At 66.4% G+C, this 17,242-nt stretch carries 15 protein-coding genes; 3 read left to right on the top strand and 12 right to left on the bottom strand.

All coding sequences use genetic code 11. The features are described 5' to 3' along the window. Positions 1-254: 254 nt before the first annotated feature. Positions 255-1,526, top strand: coding sequence for a Glu/Leu/Phe/Val family dehydrogenase (locus PSQ40_RS06980; protein ID WP_273950047.1), 1,272 nt, complete (start codon positions 255-257; stop codon positions 1,524-1,526). Positions 1,527-1,761: 235 nt separating this feature from the next. Here PSQ40_RS06980 and PSQ40_RS06975 read toward each other — a convergent pair whose 3' ends face one another. Further along, complete coding sequence (locus PSQ40_RS06975; protein WP_273950045.1) at positions 1,762-3,999, bottom strand: NADP-dependent isocitrate dehydrogenase; 2,238 nt, start codon at positions 3,997-3,999, stop codon at positions 1,762-1,764. A gap of 271 nt (positions 4,000-4,270) precedes the next feature. On the opposite strand from PSQ40_RS06975, the gene PSQ40_RS06970 reads away from it, so the two are divergent. Then, complete coding sequence (locus PSQ40_RS06970) at positions 4,271-4,720, top strand: DUF2177 family protein (RefSeq protein WP_273950043.1); 450 nt, start codon at positions 4,271-4,273, stop codon at positions 4,718-4,720. Here the strand turns inward: PSQ40_RS06970 and hemW are convergent. The 5 genes from hemW to PSQ40_RS06945 all read right to left on the bottom strand — a co-directional run bounded on the left by hemW (position 4,703) and on the right by PSQ40_RS06945 (position 9,361). Beyond that, a complete protein-coding gene (gene hemW, locus PSQ40_RS06965) occupies positions 4,703-5,881 on the bottom strand; it encodes a radical SAM family heme chaperone HemW (protein ID WP_273951143.1) in 1,179 nt (392 codons plus the stop codon). The two genes, PSQ40_RS06970 and hemW, sit on opposite strands and share 18 nt — an antisense overlap. Positions 5,882-5,910: 29 nt before the next feature. Beyond that, positions 5,911-6,525 (bottom strand): RdgB/HAM1 family non-canonical purine NTP pyrophosphatase, encoded by a 615-nt coding sequence (gene rdgB / locus PSQ40_RS06960; protein ID WP_273950041.1) that lies wholly within the window; start codon positions 6,523-6,525, stop codon positions 5,911-5,913. Between the two features lie 37 nt (positions 6,526-6,562). Further along, complete coding sequence (gene rph, locus PSQ40_RS06955; protein WP_273950040.1) at positions 6,563-7,318, bottom strand: ribonuclease PH; 756 nt, start codon at positions 7,316-7,318, stop codon at positions 6,563-6,565. Between the two features lie 133 nt (positions 7,319-7,451). Continuing rightward, positions 7,452-8,354 carry a PP2C family protein-serine/threonine phosphatase gene (locus tag PSQ40_RS06950; RefSeq protein WP_273950038.1) on the bottom strand — a complete coding sequence of 301 codons (903 nt, stop codon included), beginning with the start codon at positions 8,352-8,354 and terminating at the stop codon, positions 7,452-7,454. Beyond that, the gene (locus PSQ40_RS06945) at positions 8,351-9,361 is read right to left on the bottom strand and encodes a serine/threonine protein kinase (protein ID WP_273950036.1); all 1,011 of its coding nucleotides are present in this window, start codon (positions 9,359-9,361) and stop codon (positions 8,351-8,353) included. Before PSQ40_RS06945 ends, PSQ40_RS06950 begins: the two co-directional genes overlap by 4 nt. Positions 9,362-9,432: 71 nt before the next feature. Here PSQ40_RS06945 and PSQ40_RS06940 point away from each other — a divergent pair, with 71 nt between their 5' ends. Beyond that, positions 9,433-10,350 (top strand): YicC/YloC family endoribonuclease, encoded by a 918-nt coding sequence (locus PSQ40_RS06940; RefSeq protein WP_273950034.1) that lies wholly within the window; start codon positions 9,433-9,435, stop codon positions 10,348-10,350. A 57-nt stretch (positions 10,351-10,407) separates the two neighbouring features. On the opposite strand, the gene PSQ40_RS06935 is transcribed toward PSQ40_RS06940, so the two are convergent. From PSQ40_RS06935 to PSQ40_RS06910, 6 genes are all read right to left on the bottom strand, one after another. Further along, complete coding sequence (locus PSQ40_RS06935; RefSeq protein ID WP_273950033.1) at positions 10,408-11,175, bottom strand: enoyl-CoA hydratase; 768 nt, start codon at positions 11,173-11,175, stop codon at positions 10,408-10,410. A gap of 82 nt (positions 11,176-11,257) precedes the next feature. After that, positions 11,258-12,085, bottom strand: coding sequence for an acyl-CoA thioesterase (locus PSQ40_RS06930; RefSeq protein ID WP_273950031.1), 828 nt, complete (start codon positions 12,083-12,085; stop codon positions 11,258-11,260). A gap of 499 nt (positions 12,086-12,584) precedes the next feature. Further along, positions 12,585-13,784 (bottom strand): acetyl-CoA C-acyltransferase, encoded by a 1,200-nt coding sequence (locus PSQ40_RS06925; RefSeq protein ID WP_273950028.1) that lies wholly within the window; start codon positions 13,782-13,784, stop codon positions 12,585-12,587. A gap of 12 nt (positions 13,785-13,796) precedes the next feature. Further along, complete coding sequence (locus tag PSQ40_RS06920) at positions 13,797-14,321, bottom strand: DUF4442 domain-containing protein (protein ID WP_273950026.1); 525 nt, start codon at positions 14,319-14,321, stop codon at positions 13,797-13,799. Further along, complete coding sequence (locus PSQ40_RS06915; RefSeq protein ID WP_273950025.1) at positions 14,321-16,720, bottom strand: 3-hydroxyacyl-CoA dehydrogenase/enoyl-CoA hydratase family protein; 2,400 nt, start codon at positions 16,718-16,720, stop codon at positions 14,321-14,323. Before PSQ40_RS06915 ends, PSQ40_RS06920 begins: the two co-directional genes overlap by 1 nt. 50 nt (positions 16,721-16,770) lie before the next feature. Continuing rightward, entirely contained in the window at positions 16,771-17,202 is a 432-nt protein-coding gene (locus PSQ40_RS06910) for a DUF2147 domain-containing protein (protein ID WP_273950023.1), read from the bottom strand. Positions 17,203-17,242: the final 40 nt, after the last annotated feature.

The following is a 17,242-nucleotide window of genomic DNA, read 5'->3' as shown; positions in this document are numbered from 1 at the left end:
TGAGTGGGTTGAGGGACCACTCTAGGGATTTGCTGCCCAGCGGAATACGTGAAAACGACCCCAAAAAGCAGCCTTATCAACGCCCTGAATCACCCCCTGCGCTGGACAATGAAGCGCCCCTACATCCATGCATAACCCTTTGCGGCAACGGCATGACGCGCCCGGCATAACCCTTTTCAGCGCGTGCATAACCCGTGGCAAGTCGCGCGGCACCGGCGTAACGTTCGGTCATCTTCACCCGCCGCGAGAACCGCATGAAATCAAACCTGTCCTACGTTCACCCCAACGTCACCAGCCCCTGGGGTACCTACCTGTCGCAAGTGGATCGCGTTTTGCCGTACCTGGGTCACCTGGCCCGCTGGTCAGAGACGCTGAAGCGCCCCAAGCGGGCCCTGATCGTGGACGTGCCGATTGAAATGGACGACGGTCGCATCGCCCACTTCGAGGGCTACCGCGTGCAGCACAACCTGTCGCGCGGTCCGGGCAAGGGCGGCGTGCGCTTCCACCCCGACGTGACGCTCGAGGAAGTGATGGCCCTGTCGGCCTGGATGACGGTCAAGTGCGCGGCCGTGAACCTGCCCTACGGCGGCGCCAAGGGCGGCATCCGCGTCGACCCCAAGCTGCTGTCGCAAAAGGAACTGGAGAAGGTCACCCGCCGCTACACCAGCGAGATCGGCGTCATCATTGGCCCGCAACAGGACATCCCGGCCCCTGATGTGAACACCAACGCCCAGGTCATGGCCTGGATGATGGACACCTACTCGATGAACACCGGCACCACGTCGACCGGCGTGGTGACGGGCAAGCCGATCCACCTCGGTGGCTCGCTGGGTCGCGTCAAGGCCACGGGCCGCGGCGTTTTCGTGACCGGCCGTGAAGCCGCCCGCCGCCTGGGCATGGACCTGCAGGGCGCGCGTGTCGCGGTGCAAGGCTTTGGCAATGTGGGCTCGATCGCAGCCGAGCTGCTGGCCGAAGCCGGCGCCCGCATCGTGGCCGTGCAAGACCACACCGGCACCATCTACAACCCGCAAGGCCTGGACCTGGCGCAGCTGATTCCGCATGCCCGCCAGAACGGGGTGGCGGGTTTCCGCGGCGGTGAGCGCATCGGTGACGAAGATTTCTGGGACCTGAAGACCGACATCCTGATCCCGGCCGCCCTTGAAGGCCAGATCACCGCGGCGCGCGCCCAACGCATCCAGGCCCGCCTGGTGCTCGAAGGCGCCAACGGCCCGACCGTGCCCGAGGCCGACGACATCCTGGCCAGCCGCGGCGTGCTGGTGGTGCCCGACGTGATCTGCAACGCCGGCGGCGTGACGGTCAGCTACTTTGAATGGGTGCAGGACTTCTCGAGCTTCTTCTGGGACGAGGACGAGATCAACCAGCGCCTGGACCGCATCATGGTGAACGCGCTGAACCAGATCTGGGACACCTCGGACAAGCACCGCATCACGCTGCGCACCGCCACGTTCGCCGTGGCCTGCGAGCGCATCCTGACGGCGCGCGAAGAGCGCGGCCTGTACCCCTGAACGGTGCGCATCGCCACGCCTCGAGGCGCCCTGCGCGCCCCGTCCGGAGTGGCGGCCACGCGGCGGTCATGCGCCCCTCCAGACCGTCGCCCGGTGCGTCGTCCGAAGCGGCAGCCCGGGTCCAGTGCCCAAGAAAAAACCCGCCAGCTGGCGGGTTTTTTTGTCGGTGCGAACCGCTCAGCGGTTCGGCCTCTGGGGCCCACCCGCAGGCGGGCCCGGGGCCTCAGGCTCAGGCTCAGGCCTTGAGGGTGGCCAGCGCGGCGTTCAGCGTCGGGCTCGGGCGCATCACGGCGTCGAGCTTGGCGAAGTCGGGCTTGTAGTAACCGCCGATGTCGACAGGCTTGCCTTGCACCGCGGTCAGCTCGGCCACGATGGCTTGTTCGCCGTCGCTCAGGGCCTTGGCCAGCGGCGCGAACTTGGCGGCCAGGGCGGCGTCCTCGGTCTGCGCGGCCAGGGCTTGAGCCCAGTACAGGGCCAGGTAGAACTGGCTGCCACGGTTGTCCAACTGACCGGTCTTGGGCGACGGGTTCTTGTTGTTGTCCAGCAGCTTGCCGGTGGCGGCGTCCAGGGTCTTGGCCAGCACCTTGGCTTGTTGGTTGCCGGTCTTGATGCCCAGGTCTTCCAGGCTCACGGCCAGGGCCAGGAATTCGCCCAGCGAATCCCAGCGCAGGTGGTTCTCTTCCACCAGCTGTTGCACGTGCTTCGGAGCCGAACCACCGGCACCGGTTTCGTACATGCCACCGCCGGCCATCAGCGGCACCACCGACAGCATCTTGGCCGAGGTGCCCAGTTCCATGATCGGGAACAGGTCGGTCAGGTAGTCGCGCAGGATGTTGCCGGTGGCGCTGATGGTGTCCAGGCCACGGACCACGCGCTCCAGGGTGTAGCGCATGGCGCGGACCTGGCTCATGATCTGGATGTCCAGACCGGTGGTGTCGTGCTCATGCAGGTACATCTTGACCTTGGTGATGAGCTGGGCTTCGTGCGGGCGGTAGGCGTCGAGCCAGAAGACCACCGGCATGCCGGAGTTGCGGGCGCGCGTGACAGCCAGCTTGACCCAGTCGCGGATGGCGGCGTCCTTGACCTGGCACATGCGCCAGATGTCGCCGGTTTCCACGTTCTGGCTCAGCAGCACTTCGCCAGTGGCGAGGTCGGTGATGTTGGCCACGCCGTCTTCGGGGATCTCGAAGGTCTTGTCGTGCGAGCCGTACTCTTCGGCTTGCTGGGCCATCAGACCCACGTTGGGCACCGTGCCCATGGTCTTGGGATCGAAAGCGCCGTGCCACTTGCAGAAGTTGATCATCTCCTGGTAGATGCGGGCAAAGGTGGACTCAGGCATCACGGCCTTGACGTCCTTCAGACGGCCATCGGCACCCCACATCTTGCCGCCGTTGCGGATCATGGCGGGCATGGAAGCGTCCACGATCACGTCGTTGGGCGAGTGGAAGTTGGTGATGCCCTTGGCCGAGTCGACCATGGCCAGCTCGGGGCGGTGTTCGTGGCAGGCGTGCAGGTCGCGCTTGATCTCGTCCTGCTTGGATTGCGGCAGGGTGGAGATCTTGTCGTACAGGTTGGCCATGCCGTTGTTCACGTTCACGCCGAGTTCTTCGAACAGCTTGGCGTGCTTCTCGAACGCGTCCTTGTAGAAGATCTTGACGCAGTGACCGAACACGATGGGGTGCGAGACCTTCATCATGGTGGCCTTGACGTGCAGCGAGAACATCACGCCGGTCTTGTGGGCGTCTTCGATTTCTTTTTCGTAGAACTCGACCAGCGCCTTCTTGCTCATGAACATGCTGTCGATGACTTCGCGGTCCAGCAGCGACACCTTCGGCTTCAGGATGATGGTCTTGCCGCTCTTGGTGATCAGCTCCATCTTGACGTCGCGGGCGCGGTCCAGGGTCATGGACTTTTCACCGTGGTAGAAGTCGCCGGCGTGCATGTGCGAGACGTGCGAACGCGAAGCCTGGCTCCATTCGGCCATGCTGTGCGGGTTCTTGCGGGCGTATTCCTTGACGGCCTTGGGGGCGCGGCGGTCGGAGTTGCCTTCACGCAGCACCGGGTTCACGGCCGAGCCCAGGCACTTGTTGTAGCGCAGGCGAATGGCCTTTTCTTCGTCGGTTTGCGGGTTTTCCGGGAAGTCAGGCAGGTTGTAGCCCTTGGACTGCAGTTCACGGATGGCCGACACCAGCTGGTTTTGCGAAGCGCTGATGTTGGGCAGCTTGATGATGTTGGCATCGGGCTGCAGGGTCTTCTTGCCCAGCTCGGCCAGGGTGTTGGGCACGCGCTGCTCTTCACTCAGGAATTCCGGGAACTCACCCAGAATGCGGCCTGCCACCGAGATGTCCGCCGTGGTCACCTCGATGCCGGTCGGGCCGGTGAAGGTGCGGATGATGGGCAGGAAAGCACTGGTCGCCAGCAGCGGTGCTTCGTCGGTCAGGGTGTAGATGATGGTGGGTTGCTGCGTGCTCATCGCTGATCTCAAGAATGGGTAATGAAAGGCCGTCGGCTGGTTCACAGACCGGCAGTCATGCTTGGATATTGCCTGATTTTGCTTGCGATCGTCTGACCTCAAGCTGATTTTTGCAACGCGATTTTACAATGCAAAAATCAACCTCGCGCGGGCTCGGTACAGCGCGTTCCGGGCGCCCCGAATCATCCCCGGATCGCCCGGGTTCAGCAAGGCGGATGACCCGCAGCCGAGCGCCAGACGGGCCCCCCCCAAAGGCCCACCAGGAGACCCCATGACCGTCCCTCAGCCCTTCAACGCCCCCCACGGAGGCCTCACGCCACGGGCCGCGGCGCGTGCTTACAGCGCAGCCCTGCTGGGCCTGTGTGTGCTGGATGCCCTGTGGCTGGGCTGGTTGGGGGCCGACCTGTACCGGGTGCTGCAACCGTGGCTGGGTCCGGTGCGCTGGGGGCCGGCTGCGCTGTTTTACCTGGGCTATCCCGCCGGGGTGGTGGCGCTGTGCGTGGTGCCCCGCCCGGCCACCACGGGCGGCGCGGCCTGGCGCGGGGCGGTGCTTGGGCTGATGGCCTACGGCGCCTACAACCTCAGCAACCTGGCCACGCTGCGCGACTGGCCGCTGGGTCTGAGCGTGACCGACCTGCTGTGGGGCACCGGCCTCACGGCCACCCTGGCGGCACTGGCAGACCGGGCGCTGGGGCGGCGCCGCTCAAGCCAGGAACAGTGACTGCAGGTCGCTGAGGAAGTCGAAACCGCGCTCGGTCGGCTTGACGCGCGCGAGGTCGCGCTCGATCAGGCCTTTGCGTTCGGCCTCGTCGAGGCCGGCAGCGATGGCGCTCAAGGGCAGGCCGGTGCGGTCGCAGAAGTCCTGCAGCGCAAAGCCCTCGCGCAGGCGCAAGGCGTTGAGCATGTACTCGAACGGCAGCTCGCTGCGCTTGACGTCGTGTTCCTGCGCGATGGCCTGGCCCGCCAGCGCACGCTCCATGTAGAGGCGCGGTTCACGCACCCGCACCTGGCGCACCACCCGGTGGGCAAAGCTGAGCTTGCCATGCGCCCCGGCCCCGATGCCGAGGTAGTCGCCAAACTGCCAGTAGTTGGTGTTGTGGAAGCAGCCATGGCCGGGCTTGGCGTAGGCCGACACCTCGTAGCGGCCCAGGCCCGCCTGGGCCGTGCGCTCGGTGATCAGGTCGAGCATGGCGTAGGCGGTGTCGTCCTCGGGCACCACCGGCGGGAACTTGGCGAAATAGGTGTTGGGCTCGATGGTCAGGTGGTAGACCGACAGGTGCGGCGGCGCCAGCGCCAAGGCGGTGTCCAGGTCCTGTGCCAGGCCCGCCAGGTCCTGCCCGGGCAAGGCGTACATCAGGTCCAGGTTGAAGGTGTCGAACGCCGCTGCGGCCTCTTCCACCGCAGCCAGCGCCTGATCGCGGTTGTGCACGCGGCCCAGCGCCTTCAGGTGGGCGTCGTTGAAGCTCTGCACCCCGACCGACAGGCGGGTCACCCCGGCCTGGCGGAAAGCCCTGAAACGGTCCTTCTCGAAAGTACCCGGGTTGGCCTCGAGCGTGACCTCGCAGTCGGCCTCCAGGCGCAGGCGCGCGCGCAGGCCGCTGATGAGCTGGTCGATGGCCTCGGGCGAAAACAGGCTGGGCGTGCCCCCACCGATGAAGATGCTGTGCACCGAACGGCCCCAGATCAGGGGCAGCGAGGCCTCCAGGTCGGCCATCAGCGCAGCCAGGTAACGTTGCTCGGGCGGCGAGGCGCTCTGCCCATCATCGCCCTTGAACTCGTGCGAATTGAAGTCGCAGTAAGGGCACTTCTTGAGGCACCAGGGCAGGTGCACATACAGCGACAGCGGCGGCAGGGCGCTCAGGCTCAGGGTGCCCGGGCGCATGTAGTGCTGGGGGTCTTGCGGGGCGTTGCTCACAGCCCCCCCTCCGGCAGCCAGCGCTCGCGCATCAGCTGCAGCATCTGCTGGGCGGCCCGGCCGCGGTGGCTGTTGGCGTTCTTGACCTCGGTGGGCAGCTGCGCAAAGGTCTGACCAAATTCGGGGATGAACATCACCGGGTCAAACCCAAAGCCGTTGTCGCCCACCGGCGCCTCGGTGATCTGACCCACCGCGCGGCCCACCGCGATCAGCGGCTCGGGGTCCTCGGGCGAACGCACCGCCACCAGGGTGCTGACCAGCGCGGCCCGGCGCTGGGTCACGCCCTGCATCTGCGCCAGCAACGCACGCACATTGTGGTCGTCGCCCTTGGGGTAGCCAAACTGGGTGGCGTAGTAGGCGGTGTCGACACCGGGCAGGCCGCCAAAAGCGTCCACGCACAGGCCGGCGTCGTCGGCCAGCGCGGGCAGGCCACTGTGCTGGGCCGCATGGCGGGCCTTGGCCAGGGCGTTTTCGACAAAGGTGCGGAAGGGTTCGGCGGCTTCGGGTATGCCCAGTTCGCCTTGGCGCAACAGCGCAATGCCCAGCGGGGCGAACAAGGCCTGCAGCTCGGCGAGCTTGCCTTGGTTGTTGGAGGCCAGGACCAGTTTCATCGGGTTCTCATCACATCAGGGGTCAAACGGCGTCGCCTCAGGCCGACGCCAAAGCGTTCTTTTGCAGCTGCACCAGCTCGGCAATGCCGGACTCGGCCAGCGCCAGCAGTTGGTCCATCTCGCGGCGCGTGAAGGCCATGCCCTCGGCGGTGCCCTGCACTTCCACATAGTGTCCCGCACCGGTCATGACCACGTTCATGTCGGTGTCACAGGCAGAGTCTTCGGTGTATTCCAGGTCCAGCAAGGGCGTGCCCTGGACGATGCCCACCGAGATCGCCGCCACATGGTCGCGGATCGGCGAGGCACTGATCTTGCCCGCGGCCAGCAAACCCTGCACCGCGTCATGCGCCGCCACAAAGGCGCCGGTGATGGCCGCGGTGCGGGTGCCGCCGTCGGCCTGCAGCACGTCGCAGTCCAGGTAAAGGGTGCGCTCACCCAGCCGCTGCAGGTCGAACACGGCGCGCAGCGAGCGCCCGATCAGGCGCTGAATCTCCTGAGTCCGACCGCTTTGCTTGCCGCGTGCGGCCTCGCGGTCGCTGCGGGAATGGGTGGCGCGCGGCAGCATGCCGTACTCGGCCGTGACCCAGCCGGCGCCGCTGCCGCGCTGGTGACCAGGCACTTTGTCTTCGACCGAGGCCGTGCACAGGACCTTGGTCTGACCGAACTCGATCAACACCGAGCCTTCGGCGTGCATGGTGTAGTGGCGGGTGATGCGCACCGGGCGCAACTGATGGGCGGCCCGTTGCTGGCTGCGGACAAAGGGGGCGCCCGAAGGGGTGTCGGTGGTGGTCATGGTGTCAATCCTGTCAAAGTAAACGGAACGGCGCTGCGCCGGTGGTGGCCGTGCCGGCTGCGCCCGGGCACCGGACCGTGCCCCTGGTCGCGCAGGCTCTGCAGGGCAGGCCACGCCCGGGGGCGCCGTCGATTCAGTGCTTGCGGGCCGCGGAGCGCCGGATGGCCTCGTTGATCTCGGCGATGGAGCGTTCGATGGCCGCGTCGTCCAGGTCATCGACCAGGTTGTCCAGCACGCCCGACTGGATGGTGGACGCAAACACCCCATCGTGGATGCTGTCGGTCGAAATGCCCCGGGTGGACTCAAAGGTGTCGGGGGTTTCCCACTCCAGCGCCACCGCCGTGACGTTGTCGCTGCTGTCGCCCGCCTTGCGCAAAGCAGCCTCCACCAGATCGGGCACCGCCTCGGAGACCGGCGACCGGCTCAGCTGGTGCACGATCTCGTCGTCGCTGACGCTGCCCCACAAGCCGTCCGAGCACAGCAAGATCTTGTCGCCCTGCTGCAACATGGCCGGGCCGGCCACGTCGAACACCGGCTTGGTCGGTGAGCCCAGGCAGGTGAACAGCACATTGCGGTTGACGCGCTCGGGCAAGGCCAGGCCCGGGGTGCGGTGCTCCAGGTAGGAGTGGTCGCGGGTGCGGGTCAGCAGCTCGTTTTCACGCACCAGGTACAGGCGCGAATCGCCGCAATGCACCCAGCTGGCACTGCCGCTTTGCAACACGCCCGCCACCAGGGTGGTGCGCGGGGTGTCCAGCATGCCCTGGTCGGCCGCGTAGCGCAGGATCTGCTGGTGCGCCGCCATCAGGGCGTTGGACAAAAACTCGCTGACATCGGCCAGCCGCGGCTTGGCCTCGCGCTGGAACAGGGCCGAGATGGTTTGCAGCGCCAACTGCGCCGCGACCTCGCCTTCGGGGTGTCCGCCCATGCCGTCGGCCAGCACGAACAGCGCCGAATCCCGCGTGTAGCAGTAGCCCATGCGGTCTTCGTTCTTGGCGCGGCCACCGCGTCGACTGACTTGAAAAACAGAGAACTTCATTTGGGTTTGGCCCCCATGTCGGTGGCCTCACGCCCGGTCTTCTTTTTGGTGTCCGACACCAGGGTGTCGAACTGCAAGCGCACTTTTTCACCCACCGTCAGCTTGGTGTAGCGGCGCTCGCCTTCGCGGCTGAGCTCTTTTTGCAAGGCAAACACCGACTGCGGACGCGACAGCGGGTCCAGTGCCATGCACCACTCAACCACCTCGATCAGGTTGTCCGAGTACACGCCACGCAAGCGCGACAGGGCCAGCGAGAGGCGGTCCTTCTCCAGCCGCTGCGGTGCTTCGTTGGGCGGGTAGCCCTGCATGCAGGCGTAGATGCAGGCACCAATCGCGTAGATGTCGGTCCAGGGGCCCATCGACGCGTCGCGGCGGTACATCTCGGGCGCAGCAAAGCCGGGCGTGTACATCGGACGGATGAAGTTGCCTTCCTTGGAAAGCACTTCGCGCGCGGCGCCAAAATCAATCAGCACCGCCTTGTTGTCGTCGGTGATGAAGATGTTGGCCGGCTTGATGTCCAGGTGCAGCATCTTGTGCTGGTGCACGATGCGCAGGCCGCGCAGCACCTCGTCAAACAGCGAGCGGATGGTGGACTCGCGGAACACCTTCTGCGTCTTGAGGTCGCGCGCGGTGATGATGAAGTCCTGCAGGGTGGCCCCCTCCAGGTAGTTCATCACCATGTAGACGGTTTCGTTCTCACGGAAGAAGTTGAGCACGCTGACCACCGAAGGGTGGGAAATCTGCGCCAGCGAGCGCCCTTCTTCAAAAAAGCTCTTCAGCCCCAGTCGGTACAGCGACAGCTTTTCGGGCGGCACCTTGGGCAACAGCTCGCCCGGGGCCCGGGTGGCCAGCGAAGACGGCAGGTACTCTTTGACAGCGACCTGCTGGCCTTCCATGTCCAGCGACAGGTACACCACGCCAAAGCCGCCCGCGGACAGGCGACGCACCACGCGGTAACCACCGATCACGGTATCTGGTGGAAGCGGCGCCGGTTTGACCTTCGACATGGTTGAGAAGCAGGACGGCGAGGCGCCCAGGCGGGATAATCCGCAGTATTGAAGTTACGTGAAAAAGTCCAATGCCAGTTTACAGCATGACCGGTTACGCCACTGCCCAACAGGAAGTGGCCCCCTCCGAGACCGGCGGCGACGCCAAAAGCGCCGGCGCCACCCGCATCGGGCTGGAGATCCGTTCGGTCAACAGCCGCTTCCTGGACCTGAGTTTTCGCCTGCCCGAGGAGCTGCGCCAGCATGAACCCGCACTGCGCGAGCTGCTGAATGCCAAGCTCAAGCGCGGCAAGGTCGAGGTGCGCGCCGCCGTCGAGCAAGAAAACGGGGGCGGCCTCAAAGAGCCCACCACCCGCCAGCTGCAAAAGCTCAACGCCATGCAGGACAACATCCGCGCCTGGCTGCCCCAGGCCACGCCGCTGAGCGTGGCCGATGTGATCCGCCTGGGCGGCAGCGAGGCCGGCACGGTGCAGACCACCGGCGAACAGATCCAGGCCCTGGCCAGCAAGGCCATCAAGGAGCTGATGGCCGCTCGCCAACGCGAAGGCGCCCGCCTGTCCACCATGCTGCTGGACCGCATTGCCCAGCTGCGCGCGCTGGCCGCCCAGGCCGTGCCCCTGGTGCCGCAGTTGGTGGAGCAACAACGCCAACGCTTCCTGGAGCGCTGGAAAGAAGCCATGAACCTGGCCGAGGGCGCCACCGCCCCCGAAGCCGCTCAGGACCGGGCCCTGTCCGAAGCCACGGCCTTTGCGATCCGCATCGACGTGGCCGAAGAAATCACCCGCCTGGACTCCCACCTCGACGAGCTCGAGCGCCTGCTGAGCAAGGGTGGCGAGCTGGGCAAGCGATTGGACTTCCTGATCCAGGAGCTGCACCGCGAGGCCAACACCCTGGGTTCCAAGTCGGCCGCCATGGAACTGACGCGCATCAGCGTGGACATGAAGGTGCTGATCGAGCAGATGCGCGAACAGGTGCAGAACATCGAGTGATCGATCCTGGGGCCTCGGCCCCAGCACAAGCCCCGGCCCCGGCCGGGGCCACGGCCCTCACAGGCCCGAAAAATCAGGGCGGCGCTTCTCCATGAAGGCCGTGAAAGCCTCTTTGGCCGCGGGCTCCTGCAGCATGCGGCCAAAGCTGGCGCCCTCTTCCGTCATGCGCTGGGCCACCAGCGCGGCCTGACCCCCCTTCATGAGGCGCTTGGTCTCGATCAGGGAACTCAGCGGCTTGGCGGCCAGCTTCTTGGCCACCAACTGCGCCACAGCATTGGCTTCGGTCGGCGGCACCACGCGGTTGACCAGGCCCACCTCCAGGGCCGCCTCGGCCATGAAGGGCTCGCCCAGCAACAGCGCCTCGGCGGCGCGGTGGTAACCCAGCATCTGCGGCACCAGCAGGCTCGAAGCGGCCTCGGGGCACAGACCCAGGTTCACGAACGGCATCGAGAACGCCGCGTTGTCGCCCGCGTAGACCAGGTCGCAATGGAACAGCATGGTGGTGCCGATGCCCACGGCCGGGCCGCACACCGCTGCCACCACCGGCTTGGGGAAGGCCGCGAGGCCGTGCAGGAACCGGAACACCGGCGAGTCCATGCCGGCAGGCGGTTTGTTGAGGAAATCACCGATGTCGTTGCCGGCGCTGAAGATGGTGAGGTCGCCCTGGAACACCACCACGCGCACCGCGGCGTCGTCCTGGGCCGAAGCCAACGCGTCGGCCATGGTGGCGTACATCGCCGAGGTGATGGAGTTCTTCTTGTCGACCCGGTTCAGGGTGATGGTGCTGACACCGGCTTCGGTGTGGACCAGGATGTCTTGGCTCATGGGGCTTCCTTGGAATGGGGTGAGGGGTGATGGAATCTGAAGCAAAGCGGCCGCGCAGCATCGATGCGGCATGCGGCGCGGCTCACTCCTTGAAGTAAACGACCTGGTGGGTGCTGACCAGCAACTGGCCCGCCTGGTTCCAGAGCTGGGCGGTCTGGTCAAAAAACCCGTTGCGGAACTCCTGCGCCCGCGCCTGGCCCAGCAGGTAGCCCGACCCGGTGGCCGCCAGTTCGGCCAGCCCCACATGGAAGTAAATGGTGATGGACACCGTGCCGGCGGGCACCCGGGTGGCCCGGCGCAGCCAGACACGGGGGAAGAAGATGTCGGACATGGCCGCCAAGGCGCAGAAATCGAGCGGTCGCGGCGGCTGGTCGCGCATCCACAACTGCGACAGGCTGCTGTCGCCCGAGCCGTCCCACTGCTGCGGGATCACGCCCGACACGGGGCGCATCTCATAGCGGTTGATCCACTCCACGCCCCGCGCCAGGTCCAGGCGCGGCACCTCATCGGGGGGGGGCACCTCGGGCATCGGCGTGTCCGACACGCTCCAGGTCTCGCGCCGCGCCGCCGTCACCGCGGTGGCCGTGGTGCACACCACGGGCTGGCCCTCGGCGTCCTTTTGCAACTGCGTGATGACCCAGTGCTGGGTCGACCGGTTGGTGCGCACCGGCTGGGCTTGCACCTCGAACTCGCCGGCATTCACCGCCCCCGCGTAATTGACCGTCAGCGACAGCGGCTCGCCCAGCAAATCGGGGTGGCGCAACACCGCCTCCAGCAAGGTCGCTGCCGTGGTCCCCCCAAACGGGCCCACCATGTTCCAGTAAGCGGGGCTCGACTGCCCCGTGAAGTGCCCAGGCGCCGAAGCGGAGGCTTGCAACTTCAGTGCGATATCAAGTGGATGTGAGCTCATGCGTGCAGTGTCAGACAGGTTCAAAAATCAGACAGTCGAATTGGCGACGCCGGATGTTAAGCCGAGCAGAGCCGCCCTGCCCCTGAGCCTGCGCCCACCCCACACTCAAGGGCGCAACGGATCGGCCTCAGGTCAGCCGAACGACCCACAACCACAGGGGCGCACTCACCAACACAGAAACGCTGCGCCCCACCCAAGCGCCCGAGAAGCCGCCATCGCGCCGCAAGCCCCCAAAGACGACCTATCGGGCGTAGCGTATGGGTGCCAAGCTAGACGGCCGGCACACCGGGACTGGAGCGCACGCCCCCCAAGAAAACCCCGCCCCTCCCCAGCGCCCGAGAAAGCCCCCATCACGCCGCAAGCCCCCCAACGACGGCCTATCGGGCGTAGCGGATGGGTGTCAGGCTAGGCGGACGGAGCACAGGAACCGCAACGTACTTCAGGTACGTGAGGATTCCGAGCACCGCCCAACGACGCATGGCGCCCATCCGGTAGCCAGTTAACAGCGTTCGAAGATGCCGGCGGCGCCTTGCCCCATGCCCACACACATCGTCACCATGCCGTACTTCAGCTGGTGCCGCTGCAGCGCGTGCACCACGGTGGCCGAGCGGATGGCGCCAGTGGCGCCCAGCGGGTGGCCCAGCGCGATGGCGCCGCCCATGCGGTTGACCTTGGCCGGGTCCAGGCCCAGGGTGTTGATGACGGCCAGCGATTGCGCGGCGAAGGCTTCGTTCAGCTCGAACCAGTCGATGTCGTCCTGCTTCAGCCCGGCGTAGCGCAGCGCGGCGGGGATGGCCTCGATCGGGCCGATGCCCATGATGTGCGGCGGCACGCCCTTGCTGGCGAAGCTGACAAAGCGCGCCAGCGGCTTGAGGCCGAAGCGCTTGACCGCGTTGCCGCTGGCCAGGATCAGCGCGCCGGCGCCGTCCGAGGTCTGCGAGCTGTTGCCCGCCGTCACCGAGCCGCGCGCGGCGAACACAGTCTTGAGCTTGGCCAGGCCTTCGAGCGTGGTGTCGGGGCGGGCGCCTTCGTCCAAGCTCACGGTGCGGGTCTTCAGGCTGACCTCGCCGGTGGCCAGATCGGGCCGGCGCTCGGTCACTTCGATCGGGGTGATCTCGGCCGTGAACTCGCCCGCCTGCTGGGCCTTGAGGGCCTTCAGGTGCGACTGCAGCGCGAACTCGTCTTGCGCTTCGCGGCTGACCTTCCACTGCTGCGCCACCTTTTCGGCGGTCAGGCCCATGCCGTAGGCGATGCCCACGTCGCCGTCGCGCTCGAAGATGCTGGGCGACAGCGAGGGCGAATTGCCCATCATGGGCACCATGCTCATGCTTTCAACGCCCGCGGCGATCATCACTTCGGCTTCGCCGACGCGGATGCGATCGGCCGCCATCTGCACGGCCGACAGGCCCGAGGCGCAGAAGCGGTTGACGGTGATGCCGCCCACGCTGGTGGGCAGGCCGGCCAGCACGGCGGCCACACGGGCCACGTTCAGGCCCTGCTGGGCTTCGGGGATGGCGCAGCCGCAGATGATGTCTTCGATGCTGGCGGGGTCCAGATCGGGCACCTGGGCCAGTGCGGCCTTCAGCGTGGTGGCCAGCAGGTCGTCGGGCCGGGTGTTGCGGAAGAAGCCGCGGTGCGAACGCCCGATCGGGGTGCGCGTGGCAGCAACAATGTAGGCGTCCTGGACGGGGTGGGCCATGGTGAAACTCCTTCAGTTCTTGGTCGGGCGGCTGGCAGGAACCCAGGCCCAGATAAATTCGCATTGCACCGGCTCGGCGCCGGTGTCGTCGGTGACGGTGACCGCCACGGCCAACTCGCCTTTTTCATTGGCCTGCATGTAGGCGGCCTGTTCGGGGCTGAGCGTGGCGACGGCCTTCAGGCCGCCGCTGGCCCGCCGCACGAAGCGCATGGACATCGACTTGGCCAGCGGTGTGCAGTCGTCGCGCACGTTCATGCCGATGACCATGCCGGTGGCCGTTTCGGCCAGCAGGTTCATCGCCGAAGTGTGCACACCACCGATGTGGTTGTGCACCCGCGCCTCGTTGGCCAGCCGCACCTCCACCTGCTCCGGGCTCAGCGAGATGAAGCGCACCCCCGCCGTGCCGGTGAAAGGCACGGCACGGCGCAGGATGATGTTCTGCACCCAGCCCCGCATGAAAGCCGGGGCTTCGTCCAGACGCATCAGCGAGCGTTGCAGCTTGTTGGGCGCACGTTCCACGGCAGTCACCGAACCCATCAGTTGCGCACCGGCTTGCCGGTCGAGAGCATGCCCATGATGCGTTCCTGCGTCTTGGGGTGCACGATGAGCGAGCAGAACGCCTTGCGCTCCAGCGCCATCAGGTACTCCTCGGTGACCAGGGTGCCGGCGTCGACCTCGCCACCGCAGACCACGTTGGCGATCAGGCAGCCGATGTGGAAGTCGTGCTGGCTGATGAAGCCGCCGTCACGCATGTTGACCAGCGAGCCCTGGATGGTGGCGATGCCGCTGCGGCCGGCCACCGGGAACTGGCGCTTCAACGGGGCACGCCAGCCACCGTCGAACATCGACTTGGCTTCGTTGAGGGCCACAAACAGCAACTCGTCCTTGTTGGGCACGATGACGTCGCTGTCGAGCAGGTAACCCAGCTTGCGCGATTCCAGCGCGCTGGTGCCGACCTTGGCCATGGCCGCGGCGGTGAAGCCCTCAGTCAGGAAGGGCAGCAGGTCCTTGCCGGTGGAGGTGGCCGCGTTCTCGGCGGCACGGCGTGCGATGTAAGTCAGGCCGCCGGCACCGGGCACCAGGCCCACCCCGACTTCCACCAGGCCGATGTAGCTTTCCATCGCCACCACGCGGCGCGCCGAATGCACGGCCAGCTCGCAACCGCCGCCCAGGGCCAGGCCACGCACGGCCGACACCACGGGCACGCCGGCGTAGCGCAGGCGCAGCATGAGTTGCTGCAACTCGTGCTCGGCGCCTTCGATGGCGTCCACCCCGGCGATCATGAAGGCCGGCAGCATGGACTGCAGGTCGGCGCCGGCACTGAAGGGCTCGTCACCCGACCAGATCACCAGGCCCTTGTACTGCTGCTCCGCCAGTTCGATGCCTTGCTGCAGGCCCTCGACCACGCCGGGGCCGATCGCATGCATCTTGCTCTTGATGCTGGCGATCAGCACCTCGTCGTCCAGCGTCCACAGGCGGATGGCCTCGTCTTCGTGCAGGGTCTTGCCTGCGGTCTCGAAGGTCACCGCCCCCTCGCCCAGCAGGGCTTCCGGGAAATGCTGACGCGCATAGACCGGCAACTGGCGGCGCGGCTCGAAGGTGTTGGTGCTCGGGTTGTACGAGCCCTGCGGGGTGTGCACGCCGCCGGCCTCGGCCACCGGGCCCTTGAACACCCAATCAGGCAGCGGTGCATTGCACAGCGTTTTGCCCGCTGCGATGTCTTCGTTGATCCACTGCGCCACTTGCAGCCAGCCGGCCTCTTGCCACAGCTCGAACGGGCCTTGCTTCATGCCGAAACCCCAGCGCATGGCCTGGTCCACATCGCGGGCGTTGTCGGCGATGCTGGCCAGGTGCACGGCCGCGTAGTGGAAGCTGTTGCGCAGGATGGCCCACAGGAACTGGCCTTGCGGGCCTTCAGCGTTGCGCAGCAGGGCCAGGCGCTGGGCGGCGGGCTTCTTGAGCATGCGGCCATAGACCTCATCGGCCTTTTGACCGGCGGGCACGTAGTCCTCGCTCTCGAGCTCGAAGCGCAGCACGTCGCGGCCGACCTTCTTGAAAAAGCCGGCCTTGGTCTTCTGGCCCAGGTGGCCCAGCGCCAGCAGCTTCTTCAGCACTTCAGGGGTGCCAAAGCTGCCGTAGAAGGGGTCGGTTTCCAGCGTCAGGTTGTCTTGCAGCGTCTTGATGACGTGGGCCATGGTGTCCAGGCCCACCACGTCGGCGGTGCGGAAGGTGCCCGAGCTGGCGCGGCCCAGCTTCTTGCCCGTCAGGTCATCGACCACGTCGTAGCTCAGGCCGAAGTTCTCGACTTCCTTCATGGTGGCCAGCATGCCAGCGATGCCGACGCGGTTGGCGATGAAGTTGGGCGTGTCCTTGGCGCGCACCACGCCCTTGCCCAGGCCGCTGGTGACAAAGCTCTCGAGCTGGTCGAGGATCTGCGGCTCGGTGGTCGGGGTGGCGATCAACTCCACCAAGTACATGTAGCGCGGCGGGTTGAAGAAGTGGATGCCGCAGAAGCGCGGCTTGATGGCTTCGGGCAGCGCTTCGCTGAGCGCAGTGATCGACAGGCCCGAGGTGTTCGAGGCCACGATGGCGTGCGGAGCGACGAAGGGCGCGATCTTCTTGTAGAGGTCGAGCTTCCAGTCCATGCGCTCGGCGATGGCCTCGATGATCAGGTCGCAGTCGCGCAACTGGTCCAGGTGCTCTTCGTAGTTGGCCTGGCCGATCAGCGCGGCGTCTTCGGCCACGCCCAGCGGTGCGGGCTTGAGCTTCTTGAGGCCGTCGATGGCGCGGCTGACGATGCCGTTCTTGGGGCCTTCCTTGGCCGGCAGGTCAAACAGCACCACGGGCACTTTGACATTGACGAGGTGGGCCGCGATCTGCGCGCCCATCACGCCTGCGCCGAGCACGGCGACTTTTTTCACTTGAAATCGGTTCATGAGGTTTCCTGTTCAGGACAAAGGGGCGCAGCGCCGCTGCGCCCGTGGCCTTATTCGATGCGTTGCCACACCTGGGTGCGGTAGAAGAGCCCGATGTAGCCGCGCACCTGGAGCTGCTTGCCGCCCTCCAGGGGCGTGAGGCGCACGGTGTACTCCTTGCCGTTTTCCGGGTCCAGGATGCGGCCGTTTTCCCACACGTCCTTGCCGTCGGTCTTGCGCACGCCACGGATGATGTCCAGCCCCACCATGGGCTGGCCCTTGCGGTCGTCGGTGCAGACCTTGCAGGTCGGGCTGCCCTTTTGCACCAGGGCCTTGTCGATGCGACCGACCAGCTGGCCCGAGGCCTCGCTGACGATGCGGATCTCGGCCTTGGCTTCGCCAGTGGCATCGTCCACGCTGCGCCACAAGCCCACCGGGCTGTTCTGCGCCAAGGCCGCGCCACTGATCAGCATCAGGCCGGCGGTCAAAAGTGACGGGATCATGGGGTCTCCTGCGTGAGGGAAAACGGGGGCGTCGTGGGCT

The sequence above is a fragment of the Curvibacter cyanobacteriorum genome (assembly GCF_028649475.1).
GTDB classification, from domain to species: Bacteria; Pseudomonadota; Gammaproteobacteria; order Burkholderiales; family Burkholderiaceae_C; genus Curvibacter; species Curvibacter cyanobacteriorum.
Note: the sequence above shows the minus strand (reverse complement) of the source record. Positions and strands in the feature narration are given on the sequence as shown.